Below are 22,836 nucleotides of genomic sequence, written 5' to 3'. Positions count from 1 at the left end.
GAACGATTATGAAAAAAGATATTATTTTATTGCTGTTGGTATTTCTAACCGTTTCCTGTAATGATTGGTTGGATATAACTCCTAAAAGTCAGATCGATAAAGACAAATTGTTTTCGGATGAAACCGGATTTCAAAATGCGTTAAACGGCATTTATCAGGGGGCTTCCTTGGGAGTATTGTATGGTAAAAATATGAGTTGGGGTATGCTAAATGCCATGTCCCAGACTTATGACCCGGAATCTTTGTTGGAGGAAGAAGAGAATTTTGCTGAGTTTATCTATGATAATAAAACGACTAAACCTATTGTATCTGCAATATGGGAAAAATTATATAATCTGATAGCCAATTGTAACCTGTTGCTAAACGAGGTGGTTAAGGCTTCTCCCTCCGTTTTTACTTTAGATACGGTTTCTAAAAATGTGATTACGGGTGAAGCTTTAGCATTACGGGCTTTTTTCCATTTTGACGTTGTCCGCTTGTTTGCCCCGGCTCCGGTAACGGAAAAGGAGGCTCCGAAGCATCTGATTCCTTATCAGGCGGAATGGCCTTCCGTGATTAAGAAAAAATTGACGGCTTCGGAGGTAATAGACGAGGTGATTAAAGATTTGTTGCAGGCTAAGGATTTATTGGCTTTTAATGACACTTCTCTTAATAGATCGGCCATGAGCAGTTATAACGGGCGTTTTCTTGGATTGTATACTGTGCAAGGTGGAGAATTTATGGATAATAGGGGGTATCGTCTTAATTATTGTGCAGTGCTTGGGATGTTGGCTCGGGTATATCTTTACAAGGGAGATCGGGATAATGCTTATAAATATGCCTTTGAATTTTACAATACCTTCGTGGTGAAAAAGAAGTGGTTCAAGTGGAACGAATCTTATGATTTTACGGGTGATTTGAAATACAGATATAAAAAGCATTTGTCGGATTGTCTTTTCTCTTTCTATAATTTCGATTTATTGGATAACTATGCCGACTATAAACTTTGGTCGGGTGATGAGCCGATGCAAATTCAAGGTATAGACAAAATCTTTGAAGAGGATGCAGATGATTATCGTTTGAATTATCTGTTGGATCATAAAGACGATATCTATTGGTCTATCAAATACCAACGTGTTTCAGGGGATGCGAATATAAATCAGGATGAGGGGAGGGCCTTACCGAATTTGCGGATGAGCGAGATTTATTATATTCTGGCAGAGTGTCTCTTTCATCAGGGGAAGAAAGACGAAGCCACGGAAATATTGAAGCAATTAAGAAATGCCCGGGGATGTAAACGGAAGTTATCCTCTTTTACTTCGGAAAAGAATTTTTACGATATATTGTTAAACGATGCCCGGCGGGAGTTTATCGGGGAGGGACAGCTTTTCTTTATGTATAAACGTTTGAATAGTCCCATTCTGACGGTAGGAGCTGAAATCGCCCCCAGTCCGAAAAAATTTGTGTTTCCTATTCCGGATAGTCAAAATGTATTCTAATTAAAAAAGTTATGAGAAAATATTTGTATTTATTGATAGGTTTGATGGCCGTGGTCGGTTGCAGTACGGATGATATAGAGTTATACGATTCCAACGGATATATTTCGTTTGTAAATAAAGAGTCGGATACGGTAGTCGTTTCATTTTTCATGTTGGGGAATCTGCAGGAGTACGATTTGCCTGTCTCCGTGCGTTTCACGGGGGATCCGTATAAAGAAAAAAAGGCTATTACGATAAGTGTCAACGAGAAAAAAACAACAGTAGCCGCCCAGTATTATGTTTTGCCGGAACCGGAAATGAGCGCGATGAGCCATTTGGATACGTTTAAGATTCACCTGAAAAACTATCCCGGATTACAAAAGAAAACGGATATGTTATGTGTCGAATTGAAAGAGAACGATGCCTTTCAATTGGGAGACCGTAATTATCGTCGAATTTTCATAAAAATCAATGATAATGTCGCAAAACCGAATTGGTGGGATCGTAACACGGAACGTTATTACTTGGGAACTTATTCCGATGAGAAATTCAGGGAGTTGATGACGGCAGCTAAACCGGACTTAAGCAAGGTCGATGAAGGATTGATTCGTACCTGGGCCTTAAAATTGAAATATCATTTGGAGAAAAGAGCCGAGTCTCCGGAAGGACCGGTAACGGAAAAAGACGGTTCCCTGATGACGGTACCGGTTAAAGGTTAATAACTAAAATAGAAAATTATGAAATGGAATAGACTATTATACGGAGCTTTGTTAGCCATGTTGTTTCTCTCCGCTTGTTATGAGGATAAGGGAAACTACGATTATAAAGATATGGAGAAAAATAAGGTTACGGTGATTTTTAAATCCTACACGGCAAAACCTTATTACGGGGAACCGGCGATTTTTACCCCGAAGCTGAGGCTGGATAACCCGAATGCGGATACGACAGTACTTAAATTCAATTATTATTTCGGCAAATATGGTTGTGTTTGTTCCGAGAGGGATATGAGTTACGTGTTCGAAGGAGAGACGGGTAGTGTAGGAGGAATATTGATTGTGACGGACACCACAACCGGAATGATGTGGTCCTCGAATATTAGTGTTGATTATCAAAGTCCTTACGGTACGGGATGGGTTATCTTGTCTGACGAGGGAGGAAAATCCCGGGTCAATATGGTACGTAAACGCGATGACGAATACATCACGAACCAGAGATTGTATGCTACATTATGGGGAAAAGATCTGGGTACTCAACCCTATCGAATACTATTGAATAGAAATGGTATAAAATGGGGAGAGCCCTATGAACTTCGGATCCTGCAAAACGGTCCCGAGGGATCGGTTTCCCTCGATCCGAAAGATTTGAAGTTGACGAAAACGTTACGATCCGAGTTTGTCGGAGGGGATGAACCTACAGGATTTAAAGCCGAGTACATGGCTTTTGCAGAATGTTGTGGTGTGGTGATCGGACAGGACGGGAGCGTGTATACGAGAAGATACAACAATAATAAATTGAATTATAGTTCTTTCGTCAATATTCCGATGGAGTATAAAACTCAGAAAGTGGATGCTCAATATCTTCTGGTAGATCATCCTAAAAGAGAATTGTACGATTTCGTTATTTATGATAGAAGCGGAGGTCGCTTTATGAGAATAAAAGGAGGGTCTTTATCGAGTGCGGGGAATGTCTCTGTCGTTCCGGTACCTGCCAACCTTCCGGCGGAAGTTCCTTCACCGGACAAATTGTCTGCTTACGAGAATCTGTATTCTCAATTGTATAATACTGGTTACAATGGAGTGGCGTCTGTTTTTTCATTGCTGAAAGACGAAAATGGGAAAGTGTTCGCTTATTCTTTTGCCGGAGTTTTGTTGTCTGAGTGTAAGGAACTGACAATGAAAGAGTTTAAAGCTGCTTCCTTGTTATCGGAATCAACTGTTTTGCATCGACTGAGAACGAGGCCTTATCTGTTTATCGGGAAAGGAAAGGAGTTGTATTATTACGATCTGAATACCTCGACATCTTATCCTTGTCGTTTGAGTACGGGATTTACCGGGAATATTACTTCGATCGAATCCGATTACTCGCAAAAAGATAACGTGTTAGCAGTAGGACTGGATAACGGAGATTTTTATTTGCTGGATGTTTCGGAAAAGGCTTTTATGGCACCGACACTTCCAGAACCGATATACCGTACGAATGTTCCGGGAAAGATTGTGGATCATTTCTACAAACAAAATTAAAAATCAAAATCTAAAATTTAAGGTGCGGAATGGGGCGAAAGTCTTGTCCCGTCCCGCACTTGTTGTCTATGAATTATAAAAATCACGGTTGTATGAAATTAAAAATCTTATTTCTTTTTGTGGTAATGCTTAGTTTTACCATGACGGTCGATGCCCGGAAAAGAAAGAAAACCGTCGGCGCCTCGAAACAAGGGCCGAAGGAGACAAAGTATCAGAAATTGTTTAAGGATAAGGCTTGTGAGACGGTCCGGGGTATGATAACCATACATAAAATGGACGGAAAAGTTTACTTCGAGTTACCATTGAACGTTTTAGGTAAAGAGATGTTATTGGGTTCGACGGTAAGCGAGATAACAGATAATAGTTTTGCCATCGTGGGAGAGAAACCTCATGAGCCTTTGCATATTGTATTTACCCGTGTGGATTCTTTGATCCAGCTGAGGCGTGTTACCTCGAATTTTATCTCTAAGGATGCCAATATCAGCCAGAGAATTAAAGAAAGTACGGTCCCGGCTGTTTTGCGGAATTTTAAGATCATGGCCTACAATCCGGATAGTACGGGTGTGGTTGTGGATATGACTAATTTCCTTTTGGAGGATAACGATAAGTTAGGGCCTTTTAATCCTTATGCCCCGGCAACCGGATACGGACGGGCCTGGATTGAAAAAGAGTATAAATCTGCTGATTCTCAGATTGCTAAAATAAAAGCTTTTTCCGATAATATCAGCGTACAATCCGCGTTGACTTATATTGTCAGTGTACGGGATCAACGTTTTTATTACGTCTACAAAAGACCGTTTACGGCTGTGATGACTCGTAGCTTTGTGCTGTTGCCCGAGCAACCGATGCGTCCCCGTATGGCAGATCCACGGATCAATATTTTTGTAATGGAGAAATCCGCATTCGGTAACGAAGAGAACGGTGTGAAACGAGTCTATTTCACGAATCGTTGGAGGTTGGAACCCAAGGACGAGGTTGCATTTCGTCGCGGAGAGTTGGTAGAACCCCGGAAGCCGATCGTATTCTATATCGACAACACCTTTCCCGAAAGTTGGAAACCCTACATAAAGGAAGGAGTTGAAAAATGGAATCTGGCCTTTGAAAAGATCGGGTTTAAAAATGCGGTGGTTACAAAGGACTTTCCCAAAGATGATCCCGAATTTGATCCGGATAATTTGAAATACTCCTGTGTCCGTTATTCTCCTTCACGGGTGGCCAATGCCATGGGACCTTCCTGGACAGATCCCCGGACGGGTGAAATTTTAAATGCTTCCGTGTATTTGTACCATAATTTGATAAAGCTGGTGCAGGATTGGCGTTTTATGCAGACGGCTCCTGCCGATCCCGATGTTCGTGTCATAGCATTGAATGATAGGATGTTGGGTGAATGTATTCAATACGTGGTCAGTCATGAAGTGGGACATTGTTTGGCATTGATGCATAATATGGCCGGTTCGTCGGCAATTCCCACGGATTCGCTGCGTTCTCCGTCGTTTACTCAAAAATACGGAACGACCTATTCAATCATGGATTATGCCCGGAATAATTACGTGGCACAACCGGGAGATAAAGAGAGGGGAGTTCGTTTGTTACCCCCGGATTTGGGTGTGAGTGATTATTTTTCCATCAAATGGTTGTATACCCCTTTGCTCGATGCCGGGACTCCGGAAGAAGAGGTTCCTACCTTGAATCGTTGGATTTCTGAAAAATCGGGTGATCCGGTATATCGTTACGGGAAACAACAATTGCAGGTACATATCGATCCCAGTTCAATGGAAGAGGATTTGGGAGACGATCCGATAAAATCAGCGACATACGGGATAAAAAATTTGAAATACGTGTTGAATCATATGAATGAATGGATCGGGGAGAAAGATATTGACTATTCTTTTCGTTCCACGATGTATAATGAGATCATTTATCAATATTTTCGGTATATCAATCATGTGTTTGCCAATATCGGCGGGATCTATTTGAATGAACGTTACGACGGTGACGCTCGTCCGAGCTATACCCCGGTTCCCAAAGAAAGACAGAAGAAGGCCGTTGCTTTTATGTTCGAGCAGATGAGAGATCTCTCCTGGTTGAACGGGATGCAGTTTGACGAAGGATTGCCTTTGCGCGGGGATGTTTCCGGTCTCGTCGAGGATGAATTATTCAAATCGATGATGGGTAGTCCGTTCGCTTTGAATCTTTGTGCTGCCAAGACCAAAACGAATCCTTACGGGGAAGCCGAATTTATGGATGATTTTTATCGTTTTATCTGGGAACCGACCATAAAAGGCAAGTCGTTGAGCGATACGGAGAAAAAATACCAACTTCGGTTCGTATCGATGTTAATGATGGGTTCCGGGGTCAATAAAGGTGAAAAAGGTTCTTCTGTGGGTGTTTTAGCGTTAACGGGAGAAAAACATATGATCGCTCTTCCGGAAGAGATCAAACAACGGAGTCGTGAGATTTATGGCGAATTGCCGGAATCGGTGCTGGGAAGATTTACCAATGAAGGGTTAGTGCCCGTGAAACTTTGTCCGGACGATAATACCGATCAGGATAAAGCCGGATTTAGCTTGTATGTTTCCGTTCAACGAAAAGGAAAACCGATGGAACATGTCTATTTTAATATATTGAAACGCACGCAAAATTTGCTGAAAGCGAAGGTAAACACCGGATCGGAGGATACCCGCAAACACTATCGTTTGTTATTGTACAAGGTGGATAAGGCTTTAAAATGATTTTCGGATCATATTTATTATGGAATGTAAGTATTTCTGAAATTAAAATGGAAAGTTAAGTATGAGAAAAATAATCTATATCAGTATTCTTTCTTTCTTTGTTTTAGGCCTCTGTTTGCAGGTTTCAGCCAAACGAAAGAAAAAAGAAGAGACCCCTAAAAAGGTCGAAACTCCCTATCAGAAATTTTTTAAAGGGAAAAAATATACGACCCGAGAAGGGTTTGTGAAACTTCATCAGATGGATGGAAAGGTATACATGGAATTCCCGATAGCATTATTAAACAAGGATGTTCTGTTGACCTCTTCCATTGAAGATATCAGTGATAACGGGGAGGGAGTTGTCGGACAATTTGCGGGGAAAGGGGTACATCTCCGTTTTACCCGGGAGGATTCGTTGTTACAGGCTCGTTTAATTTCCGGTTCGGTTTATGATCCCGGAAATGATGAAGGTCTGACCCGGGCATTGAAGGAAGCGAATGTCGGAGGTGTATTCAAGAGCTTTAAAATAGAGGCTCAGGCACCGGATAAAAGTGCCGTTCTGATAGATGTGACCCCTCTGTTTCTGGAAAGTTCGCATGACACGAATCCTTTTACCTCTTTTGGAGGAAACTCCATGTTCGGTTTTGTGGTTCGGATACATAAATTTCAGCTGGATCGCTCTTTTTTAAAAGATATTCAGGTTAAGGACAGGGAGATCCGTGTAACGTGCGAGTTGGGATTCGACGTGGATCGTTTTGTTTTCGGTAAATATCCGGTGGCCTTGGGAGTTCCCGTGAGTGTTACCGTAAATAAAATGCTGTTGCTTCTGCCGGAGGAGCCGATGCGCCCTCGTTTGGCCGATGCTCGAATCGGTGTGATGCCGATAGGAAAAGTCGATTATTCCCAAACCAACAAAGGTGTGAAACCGATTTATTTTGCAAAACGTTGGAAGTTGGAGCCGGTTGACGAGGTAAAATACCGTTCCGGAGAGTTGGTGGAACCCCGGAAACCCATCGTGTTCTATCTGGATTCTCTGATGCCGGAATTCTGGAGGCCTTATATAAAAGCCGGAGCGGAGGAGTGGAATCAGGCTTTTGAGAAAATCGGATTTAAAAATGTGATTCGGGTGGTCGATTTCCCCGGTAATGACCCCGATTTCGATGCCAATGATATTCATAATTCCACCATTCGGTATTCGCCTTCGGTTTTGTGGATGACGGCCATCCAAACCTCTTTACACGAGGATCCCAGAAGCGGAGAGATTTTAAATGCCTCTCTTTATATACATAACAATATTATCGGTTCCATGTTCAATAATCGCTCTGCAGAGACGATGGGGGCAGACCCTTCCGTGAGGAGAGTGGGTTTTTCCTCGCGGATGACGGGGGAGATGTTGAAGATGCATGTCATGCAAGCCGTCGGCAACTGTTTGGGATTGACGAATAATTTGGGGGCATCCTATGCTTATCCCGTCGATTCTTTGCGTTCTGTAACCTTCACGAACGAGTACGGACTCTCTCCTTCTATCATGGACGGAATTGCCTGTAATTATATAGCGCAACCGGAAGATGTGAAAAAAGGGGTACGTATGATTCCCAAAGGCTTGGGGCCTTATGATTTTTACGTGATTAAATGGTTGTATCAACCGATACCTGAAAAGAATTTTCAGGATGAAGTTTCTATTTTGGACAATTGGATACGGGAGGGATTGAAAGATTCTTATTGCAGATTCAGTAGAAAACAGATTTCTTATCCGACGTTCGATCCCTCGGTGGTTTCCGGGGATTTGGGTGACGATCAGGTTAAAGCTGTAGGTTATTTGGTGAGGAACCTGAAAGCCGCTCTTCCGCACTTGCATGAATGGTATGCCGAGAGCGATACCGATATGAATGAGCGTAAAGAACTGTTACAATATATGGAGTATTTGTTGACGAATAAGGTCCGGGAAGTAGCCAACACGATCGGGGGATGTTATCTCCGGGATGTTAAGATGGGAGACGGAACTATGCCCTACGAGATGGTTCCCAAAAAGCAACAACAGGCGGCTGTAAAGTTCTTGATCGATTTGGCCAAGGATCTTTCCTGGTGGGATGATGCGGAAATCATGAAGGAGCTTGAAATCATGGAAAGCAAGAAAGAGGGGCTGCGGTCGTTGATCGTTTCCACCCTCTTCAGTCGAATGATTGCTGTTTCTTTTTGTTCGGAAAAACCTTCCCGTACTTATACGATTCGGGAATATATGGACGATCTGTACCGGTGGGTATGGGACGGAACATTACAAAACCGGGCACTACGACCTGAAGAGATCGATTTGCAACGGTCGTTCTTAAACAGCGTGATCAATACCTCTACCGTGAGTGCGGCTCCAGCCACTCTCTACCTGTCAAAAAATGCTCTGGCAATACCGCTCCAGACGCCTTTAGCAATGCAATACGGCAATGGGATTATGGAAAAATTGACACGTAGAGCAATGATGCCTGAACGTGCCGGTTTTTATCCTGCTCCGGGAATTCGGCAAAACAACACCCCTGTCTCTTCGATTTATTACGAGATGTTGCTGGATATACAATCCATGCTAAAAGATAAAGTAACCCGAAGTTCGGGAGAAACCCGAAAACATTACGAATACCTCTTGTTTAAAATCAAACAATCCTTGGCCGATTCTTAACGTTTCATTTTTATAAGTTAATATGAAGATCACCCTCAAAGTTAACCTTTGGGGGTGTTTCATCATATTATAATTGATTAGAGATAGGATTTAACCAGTTCCTTTTTTTATTGTTTTTAAATTTTTCGATTCTGTTTATATAATCGGTTGCCCGTGCAGGTATAGCCTACTACACCCGTCCTGGGGTAAATACAGGGCATTCCCGACGAGAACCTTGTTGAAAATGTCATTCTATACTGCTGTTTATTGATTTTGCGTGTAGTGGTCTTTTGTTATGCTTTTTAAGAAAAACATAAAATCGTCACTGAGTATGAAGGTTTTATTTTTATAGGCAGCTAAATTATACAATCGATAAAACTCGTATGGATTATAAAATGATTTTATCATTTCATTCTTAAATCCGGCTTTGATAATTTGGTTCGACATATAGAAGCCAATGGCATGTCCGTTATATTTGTAAACTTCAAGAAGCTTATCTATCATAGTTTTTTTATCTATGTTGTTTTTAGAATATTGAACGATTATTGTTTGTAACTGTTTTATATCATCTTCTGCTTTATCATATAACGTTGTAAATATCTTTGCCAGTTCAGGAGATTTAAAGATGTCGGAGTAGTATTTTTTATAACCCATATACTTGTCTATCTGATCAGCTATTCCTTCATTCTGTATCATATCAAGCATGAAGTTTAAATCTTCTTTATAATTAAATTCGTGATTTTCAAAATGACTCCTGTAATTATGAAAAAACTCATGTGCGAGAAAATTTATTCTTTGTTGCTCTGTCATGTTATATATTAGATTGAAATCGATATAGAGAGCATCTTCCATGTCTTTACCATCTGAACTAAAGAAGAAGAAATATATGGGTTTTAATTTAATAGCTGAATTAAGCGTATCACAACAGAGGAACAAACTCAATCTTTGAACTGTTTTCGTTAGTAAAGAATCAAAATCATAATTATCACGAAATGATTTGATTGATGAATAATGTTCGTTAATATCTTGGAAATTTGTTAAAATGAGCTTCTTTAACATCTTTATTTTGTCCTTGGATATTTCTTCTTCTGGAATATTAAGAATACTGTCTTTTGTCGCTTTATTCTCATTACCGAACACCATATAAATAGAAGATTTTATAGTATTAATGATAAATTTGTTTTGGTTGCGGGAGAAAATAGCATAACCACTGGAGTTATCAAATTGTTGCCATTGTTCTTTGTTTATCTTCTTCCCTTGCCTTAAAGTTGATGTTATTCTAAAGAATTCATCTACAGATGTTAAATTAATATCCTGAGCAACTAATATCGGACTATTTAATATTAATAAGATGATCAAAAGTATTTTGTTCATTGTAATTTTATTCTTATTATATAGATATTTTACGATTGATAAAAATGCTAAACGTGACGTCAATATTAAAACTGCTTTTATTGTTAATTGCCCTCGAGAACTATTTCCGCGGGTTATAAGATGAAGGCATCACGATGACGCCTTCACCGAATTGGAGATATTTATTCAACAAACATTGATTATTCTTCTTGTCCAGAATAAATGAAAATATATTCATCAGGGTACTCGTCTTCAAATTCTTCAATCGTTTTCGTGTATTTTCGCATGTATTTTTCTGTTCTCCAATCTCCATCCACTCGTATTTTTGTAGCGTGTCAGGATGGATAATAAAAATGGAAAGGGTATCATATGGATGTATTTTTTCGTGACCATAATTACATAATGCTCTGCTCATGGGTGAAAGCTCCGCGTAACTGGGTTTTACAGGAAATTTAGAAGAGACTTTATCGGCAAACTTTCCAATTTCCTCCTTTCCTAAAGTTATCACGATGGTATCATTTGTCGCATTTAACCCAAAGTCCGTATTCTAATATGGCTCACAAGATAGTATCATTCCCATTAATATGCATATAAATAAAACATTTTTCATATAATATAATTTTAAAGTTCGTAAGCATTATTTTGTAGGATAATTTTCTGATTTCCATAAACTAAACCAGTTTATATTATAATGTTTTTTAAAATAACGAGATGCAAATGTATTTGCCTGCATTTCGTACCATCGCTGATCCTGTAACGCGTACGTGTAAACATAACTATTGCCGCTTTTTCTTATTATTCCTTCCGGTTGAAGAATACTCGATAGATTATTCCCGTCATATATCATCACGTTACGGTAGTATGTCAAAGAACTTCCTACTTGTATCGCTAATTTTTTCCATCAGCATTGTAAATATACGAAATTTTTTCTGAATTTTTCGAAATTCAATGTGGTAAATTAATCTTATTGTACGAAATATTTACTCCACGACGTCCATCAGTGGTCATATTACCATTTTCGTCATAAACAAAGCTTTTTGTTGCTCCAGTTTCCGTTATTTTCTCGGTAGAGGGAGGTATTGAAAAAGCTCCCACATAAAATTCCTGTCCATTACCGATTTGTACTAAACCTATTAAAATGCTTATACAACATAACCATTTTAAACCGTTTGTTCTCTTTAAAAATACTACATTTTTCTTCATATTTTTGTCGTTTTTGATTTAACATTTGTCCCGTTGGCTTATTTTACTCCCAATGTGTCGGGTTGAGATTCAGCTGTTTTTTTTCATAGGCACGTCTGTTTTTAAGGTTTGACTTTTCGTGCCTTGATGTTATATCAAAGAAAGAGCAGTAAAAAGGGAGTAAACATTCTTTTATTATTTTGTTGTAATAAAGATAAATCACTTGTATACAGTATGTTGTGTTGGTAAAATGGATTTAAATGTTCTTATGTTGTAATATGTGGGTGTAAATTTTGAATGTTGAGCGGATGTTTTGTGTTATTATTGAATGAGTGTAGGAAGATAAATTGCTTGAGAATCTTTAACGATATTGGTATGAGAAATAGAAGGAATCAAAATATAATGTACCCTACATAATCTGATTGGAGACATTGATCTCTTTATTTTTCTTTCACTAAATTTTGATGAATATGGATTCTATTAAAAAACATCAAAATATTAACTGATGTAAATATTTATACTGTTTTGATATGATGATCTTATTGCTTGTTTTATTAATATCCTTATTAATAACTGATTATTGGTAGTGTGATATTTTTGTTGGGAAATATTGTGGTGAATATATGATAATAATAGTGTAAATGTGTGTAATAAAAGGAATGAAAAAGTAATGTTTACTGCCTTTTTAGTGCATGTTTGTGTGTTTAAATTTATCAGAAATTAATTAATATATTAATTATGAATTTAGTGCTTTATGTAGAACAACGGTCTGATATGACTCAAAAGGTAGTCGATTTATTTACAAGTAATGGACATCATTTGATTGTTGTTAAAAGTAATGGGGAAGCTTGTGATTACTGTAAAAAGCGGACTCCGGATATCGTGTTTCTTAGGGATTATCCCGAGAGGTATTCGTGTACAACCTATGCTAAAATGATAAAACGTCAAAATTGTAATATTTATGTCATTTTAGTCGGGGAGAAAATCATTGCTGAACAGGTTGTAAACGGATTGAATGGTTTCGCTAACCAATACATAAGTCAAGAGTGCGGAGCAGAAGGTATTTTGGCTTATGCGCAGGCGATAGAAAGAGAGGATCGTTTGAATGCAAGGCGGGGTGGAGTTCTGAAAGTGGCCAAGGATGTTTATTTGAAAAGGAATGTATCCGAATTGATTGTTGGACGTTCGGCCACGAGGTTAACGGTAAAACAATATGCGATATTGAGACTGCTGGTCGAAAATTGCTCTTGTGTCGTCCGGCGTCGAAGCCTATTGTTAGAGGGATGGGGATGCGATGACGAATCCAATGTTCAGGGATTAAGAAAGATCATATCCTGTTGTCGTAAATTATTGAAACCGATACCTTATGTCGAGATTGTGACCTATTGGCAGATGGGGTATATGTTAAAAGTACAGGACGAGGAAGAGGCAAATGTATTCGATGAAAATGAGTATCAATATGAATGTATTAAATGAAAAATAGTATGAATAAAAAAAGGAGTTTTTGTTTAAAGGCTTTTTCCCTGCCTGAATTATTGGTTGTTTTGGTGATTATCGGCATTCTGGTGTTGATCGCTTTACCTAATCTGATGCCGTTGATTTCAAAAGCGAAGAGTACGGAGGCGCAACAGCAATTGGTTTTTTTGCATACCCTGCAGAAGAGTAATTTTTACACTCACTCACGTTATTCCACCTCGCTGGAAGAGTTGGGGTTCGAACAGGCAAAGCTTACGACGGACGGGGGAAATGCCAATTACCGGATTGAGATCGTGGAGGCCAACGAGAAAGGTTTCCGGGCAATAGCTACGGCGGTTGTGGATTTTGACGGCGACGGGGTGTATAATGTTTGGGAGATCAATCAAGACAAGGAACTGAAAGAAATCACGAAAGATTAAACGATGGAATTTTTGTTGACCATACCTTTGATGCTATTAATCCGTTCCGATTTTAAAAGGCGGGTAATAAGTGTATACACCTTATTGGTCTTCGGAAGCTTACAGTTTATCGTTGTTTTCATGAAAGAAGGGATATATGAAACTGTTGTACGGACCGGGGTAAATAGTGTAGTCCTCTTATTTTTAGGTCTGGGTGTGGCTTTGTATTTATTACTGAAATACGGTCGGGTGGCGTTTGCGACCCGCCGTTTTATCGGTAGCGGAGATATCGTCTTTCTTTTTTTCCTGACCCCGGCATTCGCGGGATTGGAGTTCCCGAAGTTTTTGGTAATCTCGTTTTTGTTGACATTGGTAGGATGGGGCGTTTGTTGTAAACGAAAAAGAGAGCTGACGATTCCGTTAGTGGCGACGGTCGGTATTTGTTACCTGATTCGGATTTTAATCCGCTTCTTGTTTCCGATGTGTACTGTTCAATATTCAATGTTATGAAAGAAATTCATGTATCTACCGAGATGCTTCAACTTTTTTCTGCCCGGGAAGCGTGGGAGTACCAATTAGTGCCTTGTGAAACGAAAGGGGATACGTTATGTTGTTACGGGGAGTCCGGTCGGAATTATGAATCGGTTGTAACCGAATTGGAGGTATTGACCGGAAAGAAAATCGTTGTAAACTCTTTGGATAGAGAACTCTTTTCCCGGTTGATAAAACAATCGTATCGTAACGAGGGAAAGGCGGTCGAGAGAGAACGCTTAAAACGTAAACCGGCTTCGGGAAATCCGGGGTTTCTGCAAGGATTGATAGAAGAGGCTTACCGGGAGTATGCCAGTGATATTCATCTGGAACCGGATAAGGAGCGTTGTCGGGTGCGTTTTCGGTTGGATGGAAAATTGGTGGAGCGTTACGTGATCGAGAAAGGGAATTACGCGGCCTTGGTCAATCAGGTAAAGATTTTGGCCAATTTGGATATATCTGAAAAACGGTTGCCTCAAGACGGTCGTATTCTTTACGAACAGGGAGAAGATAAATTTGATGTCCGGGTCTCCTCTTTACCGACGATTCACGGGGAAAAAGTAGTGATGCGTCTATTAACCCGCCATGTGGAGCTATTGGAGTTGGAAAACTTGGGTTTTTCCCGGAAGCAACTGGAGGATTACCTTGTGTCTGTACGGAAGCCGCATGGGTTGGTTCTGATTAGCGGACCCACGGGATCTGGTAAAAGTACGACTTTGTATGCCACTCTTCGTTTGTTGAACGAGGTGACTAGTAATATATTGACCATAGAAGATCCGGTTGAATACACTCTGCAAGGAATAAATCAAGTACAGTTGAAAGAGGAGATCGGGTTGACGTTCACGGCGGCCTTGCGTACATTTTTGCGACAAGATCCGGATATTATCATGTTGGGTGAAATCCGGGATACGGATACGGCGCAAATGGCTATTCGAAGTTCACTCACGGGACACTTGATTTTTTCGACGATCCACACGAATAGTGCCTGGGGAAGTGTCTCCCGCTTGGTAGATATGGGAGTGCATCCCTATTTGATAGCGGATACGCTTATTCTCTGTGTGGCCCAGCGGTTGGTACGTTTGCTTTGTCCTTGCTGCAAACAAGAGATAGAGGCCGGGGCGGTTTCAGGTCGAATTTCAACCGTTCATCGTTTGAAATCTCTGTTTAAACCTGTAGGGTGTGAGCAATGTTATTATACCGGCTACCGGGGACGTAAGGCTATATACGAGGTCATTCCGGTGGATGAAGAGTTATCCGGGGCGATCCGGAGGGAGGAGTCCGACATCGGGAAGTATCTTCGGGAACGAAATATTCGCACCTTGTCGGATTCGGCTCTGGAATTACTGGAGACGGGACAGACCTCTCTGGAGGAAGTGTTGACTTTAATAAACTCGTAAAAAGAGATATGATGATGAGCATAAAAATGATTCTACTGTTTGTTGTTTTACAGGTATTCGTCGGAAAGGTGAAAGGAGAAGAAGAGCGGCTGGATTCTGTCCGGGTGAGGTTGGAACGGGTTGTTGCCCGGGATAGTGTTTACCTTTCCGAGATCGATATTTCTGTCGGGAAGTTGTCGCTTGGAGAATTTTTTCGAACCATAGCCCGGGTAAACGGGGTGAATCTTTGTTACAAGGTGGACGAGGAGCAGATGGTTACCTGTAACTTTAAACGGATTCGTGTCAATGATCTGCTTTTTTTTCTGTGCAAAGAGTATCGTTTGGATTTGGAAGTTGTGGGGAATATTATTTCGATTACTTCCCCGGAACAGTCTGCTCCCGTTGTGCGGGAACCCCGAATAGAATTTGATAGTGTAAAGGGTGTTTTGTCTTACGATCTTCGGGATGACGATCTGATTTCCGTCGTTAAAATAGTGAGTGTTTTGACCGGACAGCAGATCGTTGTTCCTACTGATTTATACCGCTACCAGGTATCCGGATATGTACGGGAGATGCCGGTGAAGGAGGCTATTACGGTTTTAGCTTCCGGAAATAAATTGGAGATTGGCCGGGAGAAAAGCGGAACATGGATGTTGTATGCTCCGCTGGCAACTGCCGGGGATAAAAGCGATTCGGCTCCCCTTTATAACAGGAGGCGCGGTTTTTCTGCCGATCAGATAACGGTCGATAGTTTGAAAAGGATAACGGCTTCGATCAACCGGGGAAATATTCAGGACATCGTGGCGGACGTGTGTGCGTTGCTCGGAATCGACCGGGTGTTTCTGGTTCCGTTGAATCAGGAGACGGCGCTACACGTGAAGAATGTTGATTTACATGCTCTTTTTTCGGTGCTTTTTGCCGGTACGCCTTTTACTTACCGGGAAGAGAATGGAATATTTCTATTCGGTTCGACGACTAAAAATAACGAATTGGTTTTAACCCGGGTGATACCGATGCGTTATCGTTCGGCAGATAAAATCGTGGAGTTGATACCCACGGCCATGAAGACCGGAATGCAGGTACAGTTGTTTCCGGATCAAAATAGTATTATTGCGACCGGTTCAACTCGTCAGGTACGGGAGGTGGAACGATTCCTGGAGTCGATTGATCGCAGTGTACCCTTGATTACGATAGAGGTATTGATCGTGGATTCCAGAAAAAGCGTCATCCGGGAAGTGGGTGTAACGGCCGGACTCGGAGATAAACCGGTAAAAACAGGCGGTACGTTAAGTCCGGGTGTGGCCGTGTCGCTCTCGGCTTCCTCGATCAATAAATTGATCAATAGTTTTAACGGTTTCGGATCGATTAATTTGGGAAAAGTGACGCCTGATTTTTACCTTAACCTGAGAGCCTTGGAGGATGCCGGGAATATCGAATTGCGTTCAACTCCGAAACTTTCTACTTTAAACGGCCATGAAGCAACGCTTAAGAGCGGGGAGACAAAGTATTATAAAGAGGTCCAAAATAATTACTACGGGTCGCAGATCCCGGTTCCGACAGAGTCTTATACCTGGAAAAATATAGAGGCTAATTTGACGCTGAAGATCGTGCCTTTCGTGAGTCAGGACGGGAAGATAACTCTTTCGATCGAGATCGAACAGAGTGAGTTTACAACCCGGGAGGAGAAGGATGCTCCTCCCGGTACTGCCACCCGGAGTTTTAAGTCTTTGCTTCAGGTGCGAAACGAAGAGATGGTATTGCTTGGCGGGATAGATCGCAATAGCCGGGAAAAAACGTCCAGCGGATTACCTTTCTTAGCCCGGGTTCCGGTTTTGAAATGGTTATTCGGGTCGACGAAAAACAGTAAGGTGGATGAGAAGTTAAACGTGTTTATTAAACCTATGGTGATCTATTGAAAATGAGAGGATTGAGTGTAATATTGAAGAGAGTGGGACTCCTGGTTGTGCGAATGAGGAGAGAGGGTGATCCGGTTGTGGATTACCTGGAAGGGATTTGTCGCGGAAAAAGAGTGACGATAGTAAGAGAGGAACGAAGCGTGGAACCGGAGTCGTTTTTCAGAAAATCTCCTGATTACCCTGTTGTTATATGGTTCACGGGAGAGGGGATTATTACGAAGTTATTCGATGAGACCGGAGGTGGAATGGAACGAATAACTGTCGGAGGTGAATTTTTATGGGAAAGGGAGTCTTTTCCCGGGGATGGGATGAAGATCGTTTTTACCCGGAAAGAGAGAATAGAGGCTTTGTCGGCTGTTTTGGAAAAGCAGAAGGTTCCCGTGGCAGGCATTCATTTGAGTTCTTCTGTCGACGAACGGGAATACGAGTCGTATCTCTTCCGCTTTTTTCAGGAAGAACTGACATGGAAGGTATTGATGGAGCCGACGGAAAGAGGAAGTTGTTTGTGTACTCTTCTGAGGCGTAAATTGAGATTACCCGTTTTGGTCTGTCTGCTCTCTTTATTGTTGGTCAATTTCCTGTGGAACGACACGTTGAGGAAACGTCATTCTTTGCTACAGACCGAATTGACTCGGATGGAACGTAATGTTTCGGCACGGGATAAACATTCGAGAGAAGTGGAACGTGTCGTGAATGAATACCGGCGAACCGGAAATCGAAGGAATGCTTTTATCGTCGACCGGATGGCTGCCGTTATTCCTCCTGAAGTCGTGCTGGAATCTTTGGAGATCGGCCCGCTTCTCAAAGTTTACGAAGAGGGAAAACCCTTGTCGATTCGTGACGGTTTGCTTCGTTGCAAAGGGAGATGTGCGATAACGGAAAAGATAACGCGGTTTATCGGAGAATTGACGAAAACGGATTTCGCCCGGGAGGTTAAGTTGATTTCGTTGGAACGGGAACGGGATACGGGACAGTCGCTCTTTAAAATAGAGATTCGGTTATGAACGGATGGAGAGCCTATAAGAGTTTTATAAAACTGGCCGGCTTGTTGTGTGCCCTGCCTTTGATAGCCTGGTTTTTAGGTTTTCGGGGAACGGTTGCTTCCTGGCAGGAGTATAGAGAGAAACTGGGCGTGTTGGAAAAATTGAGGATGGAATCGGACGAAAGTAGTCTACCGCGGGTAAAAGAGGTTTTTTCTTCACAAGCCGTGTTACAGGACGGGCTGTGGTTGAAAAAATTGTCACCCATGCTTACGGAAGGAGAGACCGTCGTGTCTAAATATACTCCTTATCTGCTTCGAACGGAAGGGAGTGTAAGAATAGATATCGGGGAATTAACTCTTTCGGGAGATTTTATCTCTTTAGTGAAATTATTGGATTTTATCGAACGGGATAAATCATTGGGAAAAGTGGTTTCGGTCGCTTTTGGTACGACCGTAGACAGGGTGAAGAAAAAGAAACAATTAAAAATGACGTTATGGATACAACAATTAAGCGTACATCATCGGGAGTGAAACGGAAGAAAAGGGTGGCCGGTTGTATGGTTCTCTTGCTTTTGTTGGGAGGATGTGAAGATTTGTTCGAGAAAGATATTTCGGAGAAAAGAGTGTGTTTGATAGCTCCGGCCGATAGCATTCGGACACCCCATGGGGAACAAAATTTCGTGTGGGAGGAAGTTTCCGGGGCTTCGGGTTATAGATTGGAAGTGGCGAAGCCCGGTTTTGAACGGCCTGAGTTTTATTTGCTGGATACGCTTGTGACAGGGAATAAATATTCTTTTACCTTGGATGTAGGTACCTATGAATGGCGGGTAAGGCCGGAGAATTCGGCTTATAAAGGATTGTATTCCGTACGGAGGATTGTTGTTTTACCTTCAAAAGAGGAGTGATGAAAGCATTGAAAAAGAACGGGACCCAATGGATATTACTGGCATCGACTCTTTTGATTTGGGGTACGATTGCGGTCCGGGTAATCGGGTTAACCGGTTCCGGGATAAAAACGGAGATTCCCGTGATGGAACCGAGAACGTCTCCTGTCGGGACAGAGGTCGCATTGCTATTAAATTACCGGGACCCTTTTTTAGGTCATGGATCGGCTCTGCCTGTCTCCCGGGGAAGACTTCCCGGAAAAAAGCGGGAACTCCTTCAGCAAGTGGAGTCTCCTCCCGGATTTCGTTTGTTGGGTAAAATTAAAAAGGGGAAAAAAGATTTTCTTTTGGTGGTGTCGGGAGAGGAGCAACGGATTGTTGCCGTCACCGACAAAATCGACGGATTCTTGGTTTGTAACGTGTTTGCGGACTCTGTTATCGTGAGTAAGAGAGGTAAGCGATACACGATAATCATGGAAAATGAGTAAAAGGACAGGCGTTTTATTGTCCGTCCGTTAAAATTTTGAAATTATGAAAAATTGTACGATACCGGCTTCGGTGCTGGCTACCGTATTGGTCGTTTGCATGCTTATGTTATTGGTCGTTTTGTCTGTTATGTCGTTGTGGAACATTGAATTAACGTTAGGATATCAATCGGAACAACGGGAACGATACCGGGCACATATAGAGTCTGCTTTTGTACTTTATGCTCTGGACAGTACTTTGACAGAGAGGTTACGGGAGGATCGGACTTATCTGCTTTACGAGGGAGATTCCTCTTCCCGGGTACAATATACCCCGGAAGAATGGGGATTGTATGAGGCGGTCACCGTGAAGGTTCGTAACGGAACACGGGGAACCCGGATATTCGGAAAGAGAAGAGAGGGTGAATACGGAACGACTCTTTTTCTGCCGGAAGACGGACGAACTCTTTCCTTGGCCGGGAAAACATACGTGAAGGGGGGAGCTTGGATTCCTCGTAACGGGATTACTTATACGCAGGTACGTTCGGTCTTTTTCGGGGGTGAAAAGGTCGATGTTAGGAATATAAAACAGAGTCCGGAAGAGTTTCCCCTTCCTGAAAAGGAGTATGTCGACAGGATTCAAAAACTGTTTTCTCTCGATGGGTATCCTCTTCTCGCGGGGAACGAGTATCTACATCGATCTTTTACCGATTCGCTTCTTTGTTTTGAAACGGGGGAATACCTTTCCGGAGTCGATATGCGGGGGCGGGTAATTCTGTATACTCCGGGGGAGCTTTTTCTGGAACGGGATAATCGCTTGGAGAACGTAATCGTCGTGGCCCGTAAAGTCGAAATTGCTGCCGGATTTCAGGGAAGTCTGCAGGTATTTGCGCGGGATTCCATTCTTCTGGAAGATGAGGTCCGCTTGTCTCCCGGCTCGGGTCTGTGGGTGAGCGGAGAGAACGATCGGCGACTTATTCGTTTTGGAAAGTGTTGTGAAGTAAATGGTTATATTATCGTATCCGGGCATGATGAGGAGAGCGAAGTTCCTTCGGCCAACTATTTTCAATCGAAGAGTTCCAGGGTGCGGGGATTGGTGTACGTGGACGGTATCGCCGAGGTACACGGGATTGTTTCGGGTAGCCTGTATGCCCGGTCCTGTTACTATTTTGCCCCGGAAGGGTTCTATTCCGGGATTCTTTATGATGTGGCTCTGCTGGAGACTTCGTTGGTCTCTTATCCCTTTTGGATGGGAAAGAATTACGAGAGAAAGGAGGTCAAATGGGTAGATTGAGACATGAACTGCGAGCCTCTTCTCTTTTGGAGTGTATCGTGGCTTCCGTTATCTGGTTGGGAGCTTTTATGGTCACGATGGAGATATTGACACGCGTGATGCTAAAGGAGCAATCCCCGGGAGAGGACTTATGTGCTTGGATAGCCGTGAAACGGTGTTTTCAGGACTATTCGAGGGGGGCCTTTCCCTCGGGAAACTACACGAGAACTTACGACGGGGGAATCTTGGAGATCGAGTTGATTCCTTACCGGGGTAAAATACAACGATTGAGTATTCACGTGTATCCCTTGCGGGGCAAAAGGGATAGCCGGTACGATTATCTGATTAAATCCGAAAACAATGAAATTTGATGTAAAACGATTTGAATGGGAAGGAACGACCCTGGTAGAAATATTAGTTGTCATAACGGTTTCTGCCCTCCTCTTTCTGGCTCTCTTTGACGGGGCTGATCTGGTTCGAAGGTTGACGGCCGGACTGACGGATAGGTTGTTGTCCTCCTATCGTTTGTCGGATAACTACCGGAGAATGGATTGTTTACTCGAGGCGAACGATCGTGCCGAGCTTCGGGGAGAGCGTTTATTCCTTTATCGAAACGGTGAGGTTTATTCCGTGTTGGAAAAGAGGGATTCGGTTGTTGTGCGGGTTGGTGAGGAGAGTACGGATACGCTTTTTCGTTCGGTGGAACGATGGGAATTTATATCCTCTAAGGAAGATCTCTCTTTTCCGGATTCTTTGCGGATATATCTGCGGATGGGGAAAAAAATCTTAGATCTTCCTTTTGGTATCGGTAATCGCCGTCTTGGAGAAATTACGGATAAACTGCATGAGCAGGAAAAAATATACGAGTATGAAGAGTGATATCGATGTATTTCGGAAAAACTGGAGATTGAAAAACGGGAAAAAGGAGGTACTTTTTTCCGAATTACACTCGCTTTTGACTTCCGGTTTGGATTTCGGGCGTTCGTTTCGGTTACTCATCGATGGGGAGACGGACAAACGAGTAAAAGTTTTGTTGGAGGAGCTATATGCATCCGTGATTATCGGGCATTCGCTTTGGGAAAGTTTTGTGACGAGTGGAAAATTTTCTCCGTTGGATAGCGGGGTATTACGGATCGGAGAAGAGACGGGACGAGTGGATGAATCGTTACGTTTTTTGGCCGATTACTACCGTAAACGGGAGGAACAACGCCGAATGATAACGGGTGCCGTGAGTTACCCGTTGATTATCCTCTTGACGGCAATGTTGGTACTGGTATTTATGATTTTGGTCATTGTCCCTATGTTCGAACAGGTGTATGCTCGCATGGGAGGAGAACTTCCGGCTATAACCCGGTGGATTATTTCGTTATCCGGCAATTTTCCGGTTTATTTATTGACTTTTTTGGGTATCCTGATTACGGGGGGACTCTTTTTCTTTTTTCAGGGTAAAAACGATCGGGTTCGTTCCCTCCTCTCCTCTTTTTTACTGCGACTTCCCGGGATAGGGGGATTAGTTCGAAAAAATCAGGAAGCCCGTTTTTGCAAGCTGCTTTACTTGCTTTACGGCTCCGGGGTTCCCCTGTTAAACGGGATAGAGCTATTACGGGATATCATTACCTTTTTTCCTTATCAAACTTCATTCGATAGGATTAGTCATGGGTTACGAAAGGGGGAACTGTTTGCCGATACGTTGAGTGTATTCCCATTGATTTACGATCGAAAATTAGTGACTCTGGTGCGGGTTGGTGAGGAGACCAATCGTCTGGGAGATATGCTTTCGAAGCAAGCGGAAGATCTTACCCGAGAGTTGGAACATGAATTGAAACAACTCGGGAATCTGTTGGAACCCGTTCTGATACTGTGTGTCGGGGGACTTGTTGCCCTCGTGTTAGTCTCGATGTACCTGCCGATGTTTAAGCTCGGGGGAGTCATCGGGTAATGAAATC

General features: G+C 42.2%; 21 protein-coding genes. 18 read left to right on the top strand and 3 right to left on the bottom strand.

The genetic code is table 11. The features are described 5' to 3' along the window. Positions 1-8 precede the first annotated feature (8 nt). From QZR76_RS11430 to QZR76_RS11410, 5 genes are all read left to right on the top strand, one after another. Positions 9-1,478, top strand: a complete 1,470-nt coding sequence (locus QZR76_RS11430; protein WP_294142952.1) for a RagB/SusD family nutrient uptake outer membrane protein — start codon at positions 9-11, stop codon at positions 1,476-1,478. Positions 1,479-1,489: 11 nt separating this feature from the next. Then, complete coding sequence (locus tag QZR76_RS11425) at positions 1,490-2,176, top strand: DUF4843 domain-containing protein (RefSeq protein ID WP_294142951.1); 687 nt, start codon at positions 1,490-1,492, stop codon at positions 2,174-2,176. A gap of 18 nt (positions 2,177-2,194) precedes the next feature. Further along, a complete protein-coding gene (locus QZR76_RS11420) occupies positions 2,195-3,697 on the top strand; it encodes a PKD-like family lipoprotein (RefSeq protein ID WP_294142950.1) in 1,503 nt (500 codons plus the stop codon). 92 nt (positions 3,698-3,789) lie between these two features. Beyond that, complete coding sequence (locus QZR76_RS11415) at positions 3,790-6,429, top strand: zinc-dependent metalloprotease (protein ID WP_294142949.1); 2,640 nt, start codon at positions 3,790-3,792, stop codon at positions 6,427-6,429. 61 nt (positions 6,430-6,490) lie between these two features. Further along, positions 6,491-9,076 (top strand): zinc-dependent metalloprotease, encoded by a 2,586-nt coding sequence (locus tag QZR76_RS11410; protein ID WP_294142948.1) that lies wholly within the window; start codon positions 6,491-6,493, stop codon positions 9,074-9,076. Between the two features lie 243 nt (positions 9,077-9,319). On the opposite strand, the gene QZR76_RS11405 is transcribed toward QZR76_RS11410, so the two are convergent. From QZR76_RS11405 to QZR76_RS11395, 3 genes are all read right to left on the bottom strand, one after another. After that, a complete protein-coding gene (locus tag QZR76_RS11405) occupies positions 9,320-10,429 on the bottom strand; it encodes a DUF5700 domain-containing putative Zn-dependent protease (RefSeq protein WP_294142947.1) in 1,110 nt (369 codons plus the stop codon). Positions 10,430-10,529: 100 nt separating this feature from the next. Next, positions 10,530-10,916, bottom strand: a complete 387-nt coding sequence (locus QZR76_RS11400; RefSeq protein ID WP_294142946.1) for a hypothetical protein — start codon at positions 10,914-10,916, stop codon at positions 10,530-10,532. 437 nt (positions 10,917-11,353) lie between these two features. Then, a complete protein-coding gene (locus QZR76_RS11395; protein ID WP_294142945.1) occupies positions 11,354-11,611 on the bottom strand; it encodes a hypothetical protein in 258 nt (85 codons plus the stop codon). 717 nt (positions 11,612-12,328) lie between these two features. On the opposite strand from QZR76_RS11395, the gene QZR76_RS11390 reads away from it, so the two are divergent. Genes QZR76_RS11390 through QZR76_RS11330 form a run of 13 tightly spaced genes read left to right on the top strand, consistent with a single transcriptional unit; the run spans position 12,329 to position 22,829 of the window. Further along, on the top strand, positions 12,329-13,066 hold the full coding sequence (locus QZR76_RS11390) for a winged helix-turn-helix domain-containing protein (protein WP_294142944.1): 738 nt from the start codon (positions 12,329-12,331) through the stop codon (positions 13,064-13,066). A gap of 8 nt (positions 13,067-13,074) precedes the next feature. After that, positions 13,075-13,485 (top strand): type II secretion system protein, encoded by a 411-nt coding sequence (locus QZR76_RS11385; RefSeq protein WP_294142943.1) that lies wholly within the window; start codon positions 13,075-13,077, stop codon positions 13,483-13,485. 3 nt (positions 13,486-13,488) lie between these two features. Further along, complete coding sequence (locus tag QZR76_RS11380) at positions 13,489-13,974, top strand: hypothetical protein (protein WP_294142942.1); 486 nt, start codon at positions 13,489-13,491, stop codon at positions 13,972-13,974. Continuing rightward, positions 13,971-15,392, top strand: coding sequence for a GspE/PulE family protein (locus QZR76_RS11375; RefSeq protein ID WP_294142941.1), 1,422 nt, complete (start codon positions 13,971-13,973; stop codon positions 15,390-15,392). The genes QZR76_RS11380 and QZR76_RS11375 overlap by 4 nt, the downstream gene beginning before the upstream one ends. A gap of 11 nt (positions 15,393-15,403) precedes the next feature. Further along, entirely contained in the window at positions 15,404-17,287 is a 1,884-nt protein-coding gene (locus tag QZR76_RS11370; RefSeq protein ID WP_294142940.1) for a secretin N-terminal domain-containing protein, read from the top strand. Between the two features lie 11 nt (positions 17,288-17,298). Next, complete coding sequence (locus QZR76_RS11365) at positions 17,299-18,291, top strand: hypothetical protein (protein WP_294142939.1); 993 nt, start codon at positions 17,299-17,301, stop codon at positions 18,289-18,291. Beyond that, positions 18,288-18,800, top strand: coding sequence for a hypothetical protein (locus QZR76_RS11360; protein ID WP_294142938.1), 513 nt, complete (start codon positions 18,288-18,290; stop codon positions 18,798-18,800). Before QZR76_RS11365 ends, QZR76_RS11360 begins: the two co-directional genes overlap by 4 nt. Next, positions 18,764-19,174 carry a hypothetical protein gene (locus QZR76_RS11355; RefSeq protein ID WP_294142937.1) on the top strand — a complete coding sequence of 137 codons (411 nt, stop codon included), beginning with the start codon at positions 18,764-18,766 and terminating at the stop codon, positions 19,172-19,174. Before QZR76_RS11360 ends, QZR76_RS11355 begins: the two co-directional genes overlap by 37 nt. Beyond that, positions 19,174-19,641 (top strand): hypothetical protein, encoded by a 468-nt coding sequence (locus tag QZR76_RS11350; protein ID WP_294142936.1) that lies wholly within the window; start codon positions 19,174-19,176, stop codon positions 19,639-19,641. Before QZR76_RS11355 ends, QZR76_RS11350 begins: the two co-directional genes overlap by 1 nt. A 43-nt stretch (positions 19,642-19,684) precedes the next feature. Then, positions 19,685-20,911: a hypothetical protein gene (locus tag QZR76_RS11345; protein WP_294142935.1), complete on the top strand. Its 1,227-nt coding sequence runs from the start codon at positions 19,685-19,687 to the stop codon at positions 20,909-20,911. Next, complete coding sequence (locus QZR76_RS11340; protein WP_294142934.1) at positions 20,899-21,261, top strand: hypothetical protein; 363 nt, start codon at positions 20,899-20,901, stop codon at positions 21,259-21,261. The genes QZR76_RS11345 and QZR76_RS11340 overlap by 13 nt, the downstream gene beginning before the upstream one ends. Further along, positions 21,251-21,769 carry a hypothetical protein gene (locus tag QZR76_RS11335; protein ID WP_294142933.1) on the top strand — a complete coding sequence of 173 codons (519 nt, stop codon included), beginning with the start codon at positions 21,251-21,253 and terminating at the stop codon, positions 21,767-21,769. Before QZR76_RS11340 ends, QZR76_RS11335 begins: the two co-directional genes overlap by 11 nt. Then, complete coding sequence (locus QZR76_RS11330; RefSeq protein ID WP_294142932.1) at positions 21,759-22,829, top strand: type II secretion system F family protein; 1,071 nt, start codon at positions 21,759-21,761, stop codon at positions 22,827-22,829. Before QZR76_RS11335 ends, QZR76_RS11330 begins: the two co-directional genes overlap by 11 nt. Positions 22,830-22,836: the final 7 nt, after the last annotated feature.

The organism is uncultured Sanguibacteroides sp., assembly GCF_900543425.1.
Classification (GTDB): domain Bacteria; phylum Bacteroidota; class Bacteroidia; order Bacteroidales; family Marinifilaceae; genus Gabonibacter.
Note: the sequence above shows the minus strand (reverse complement) of the source record. Positions and strands in the feature narration are given on the sequence as shown.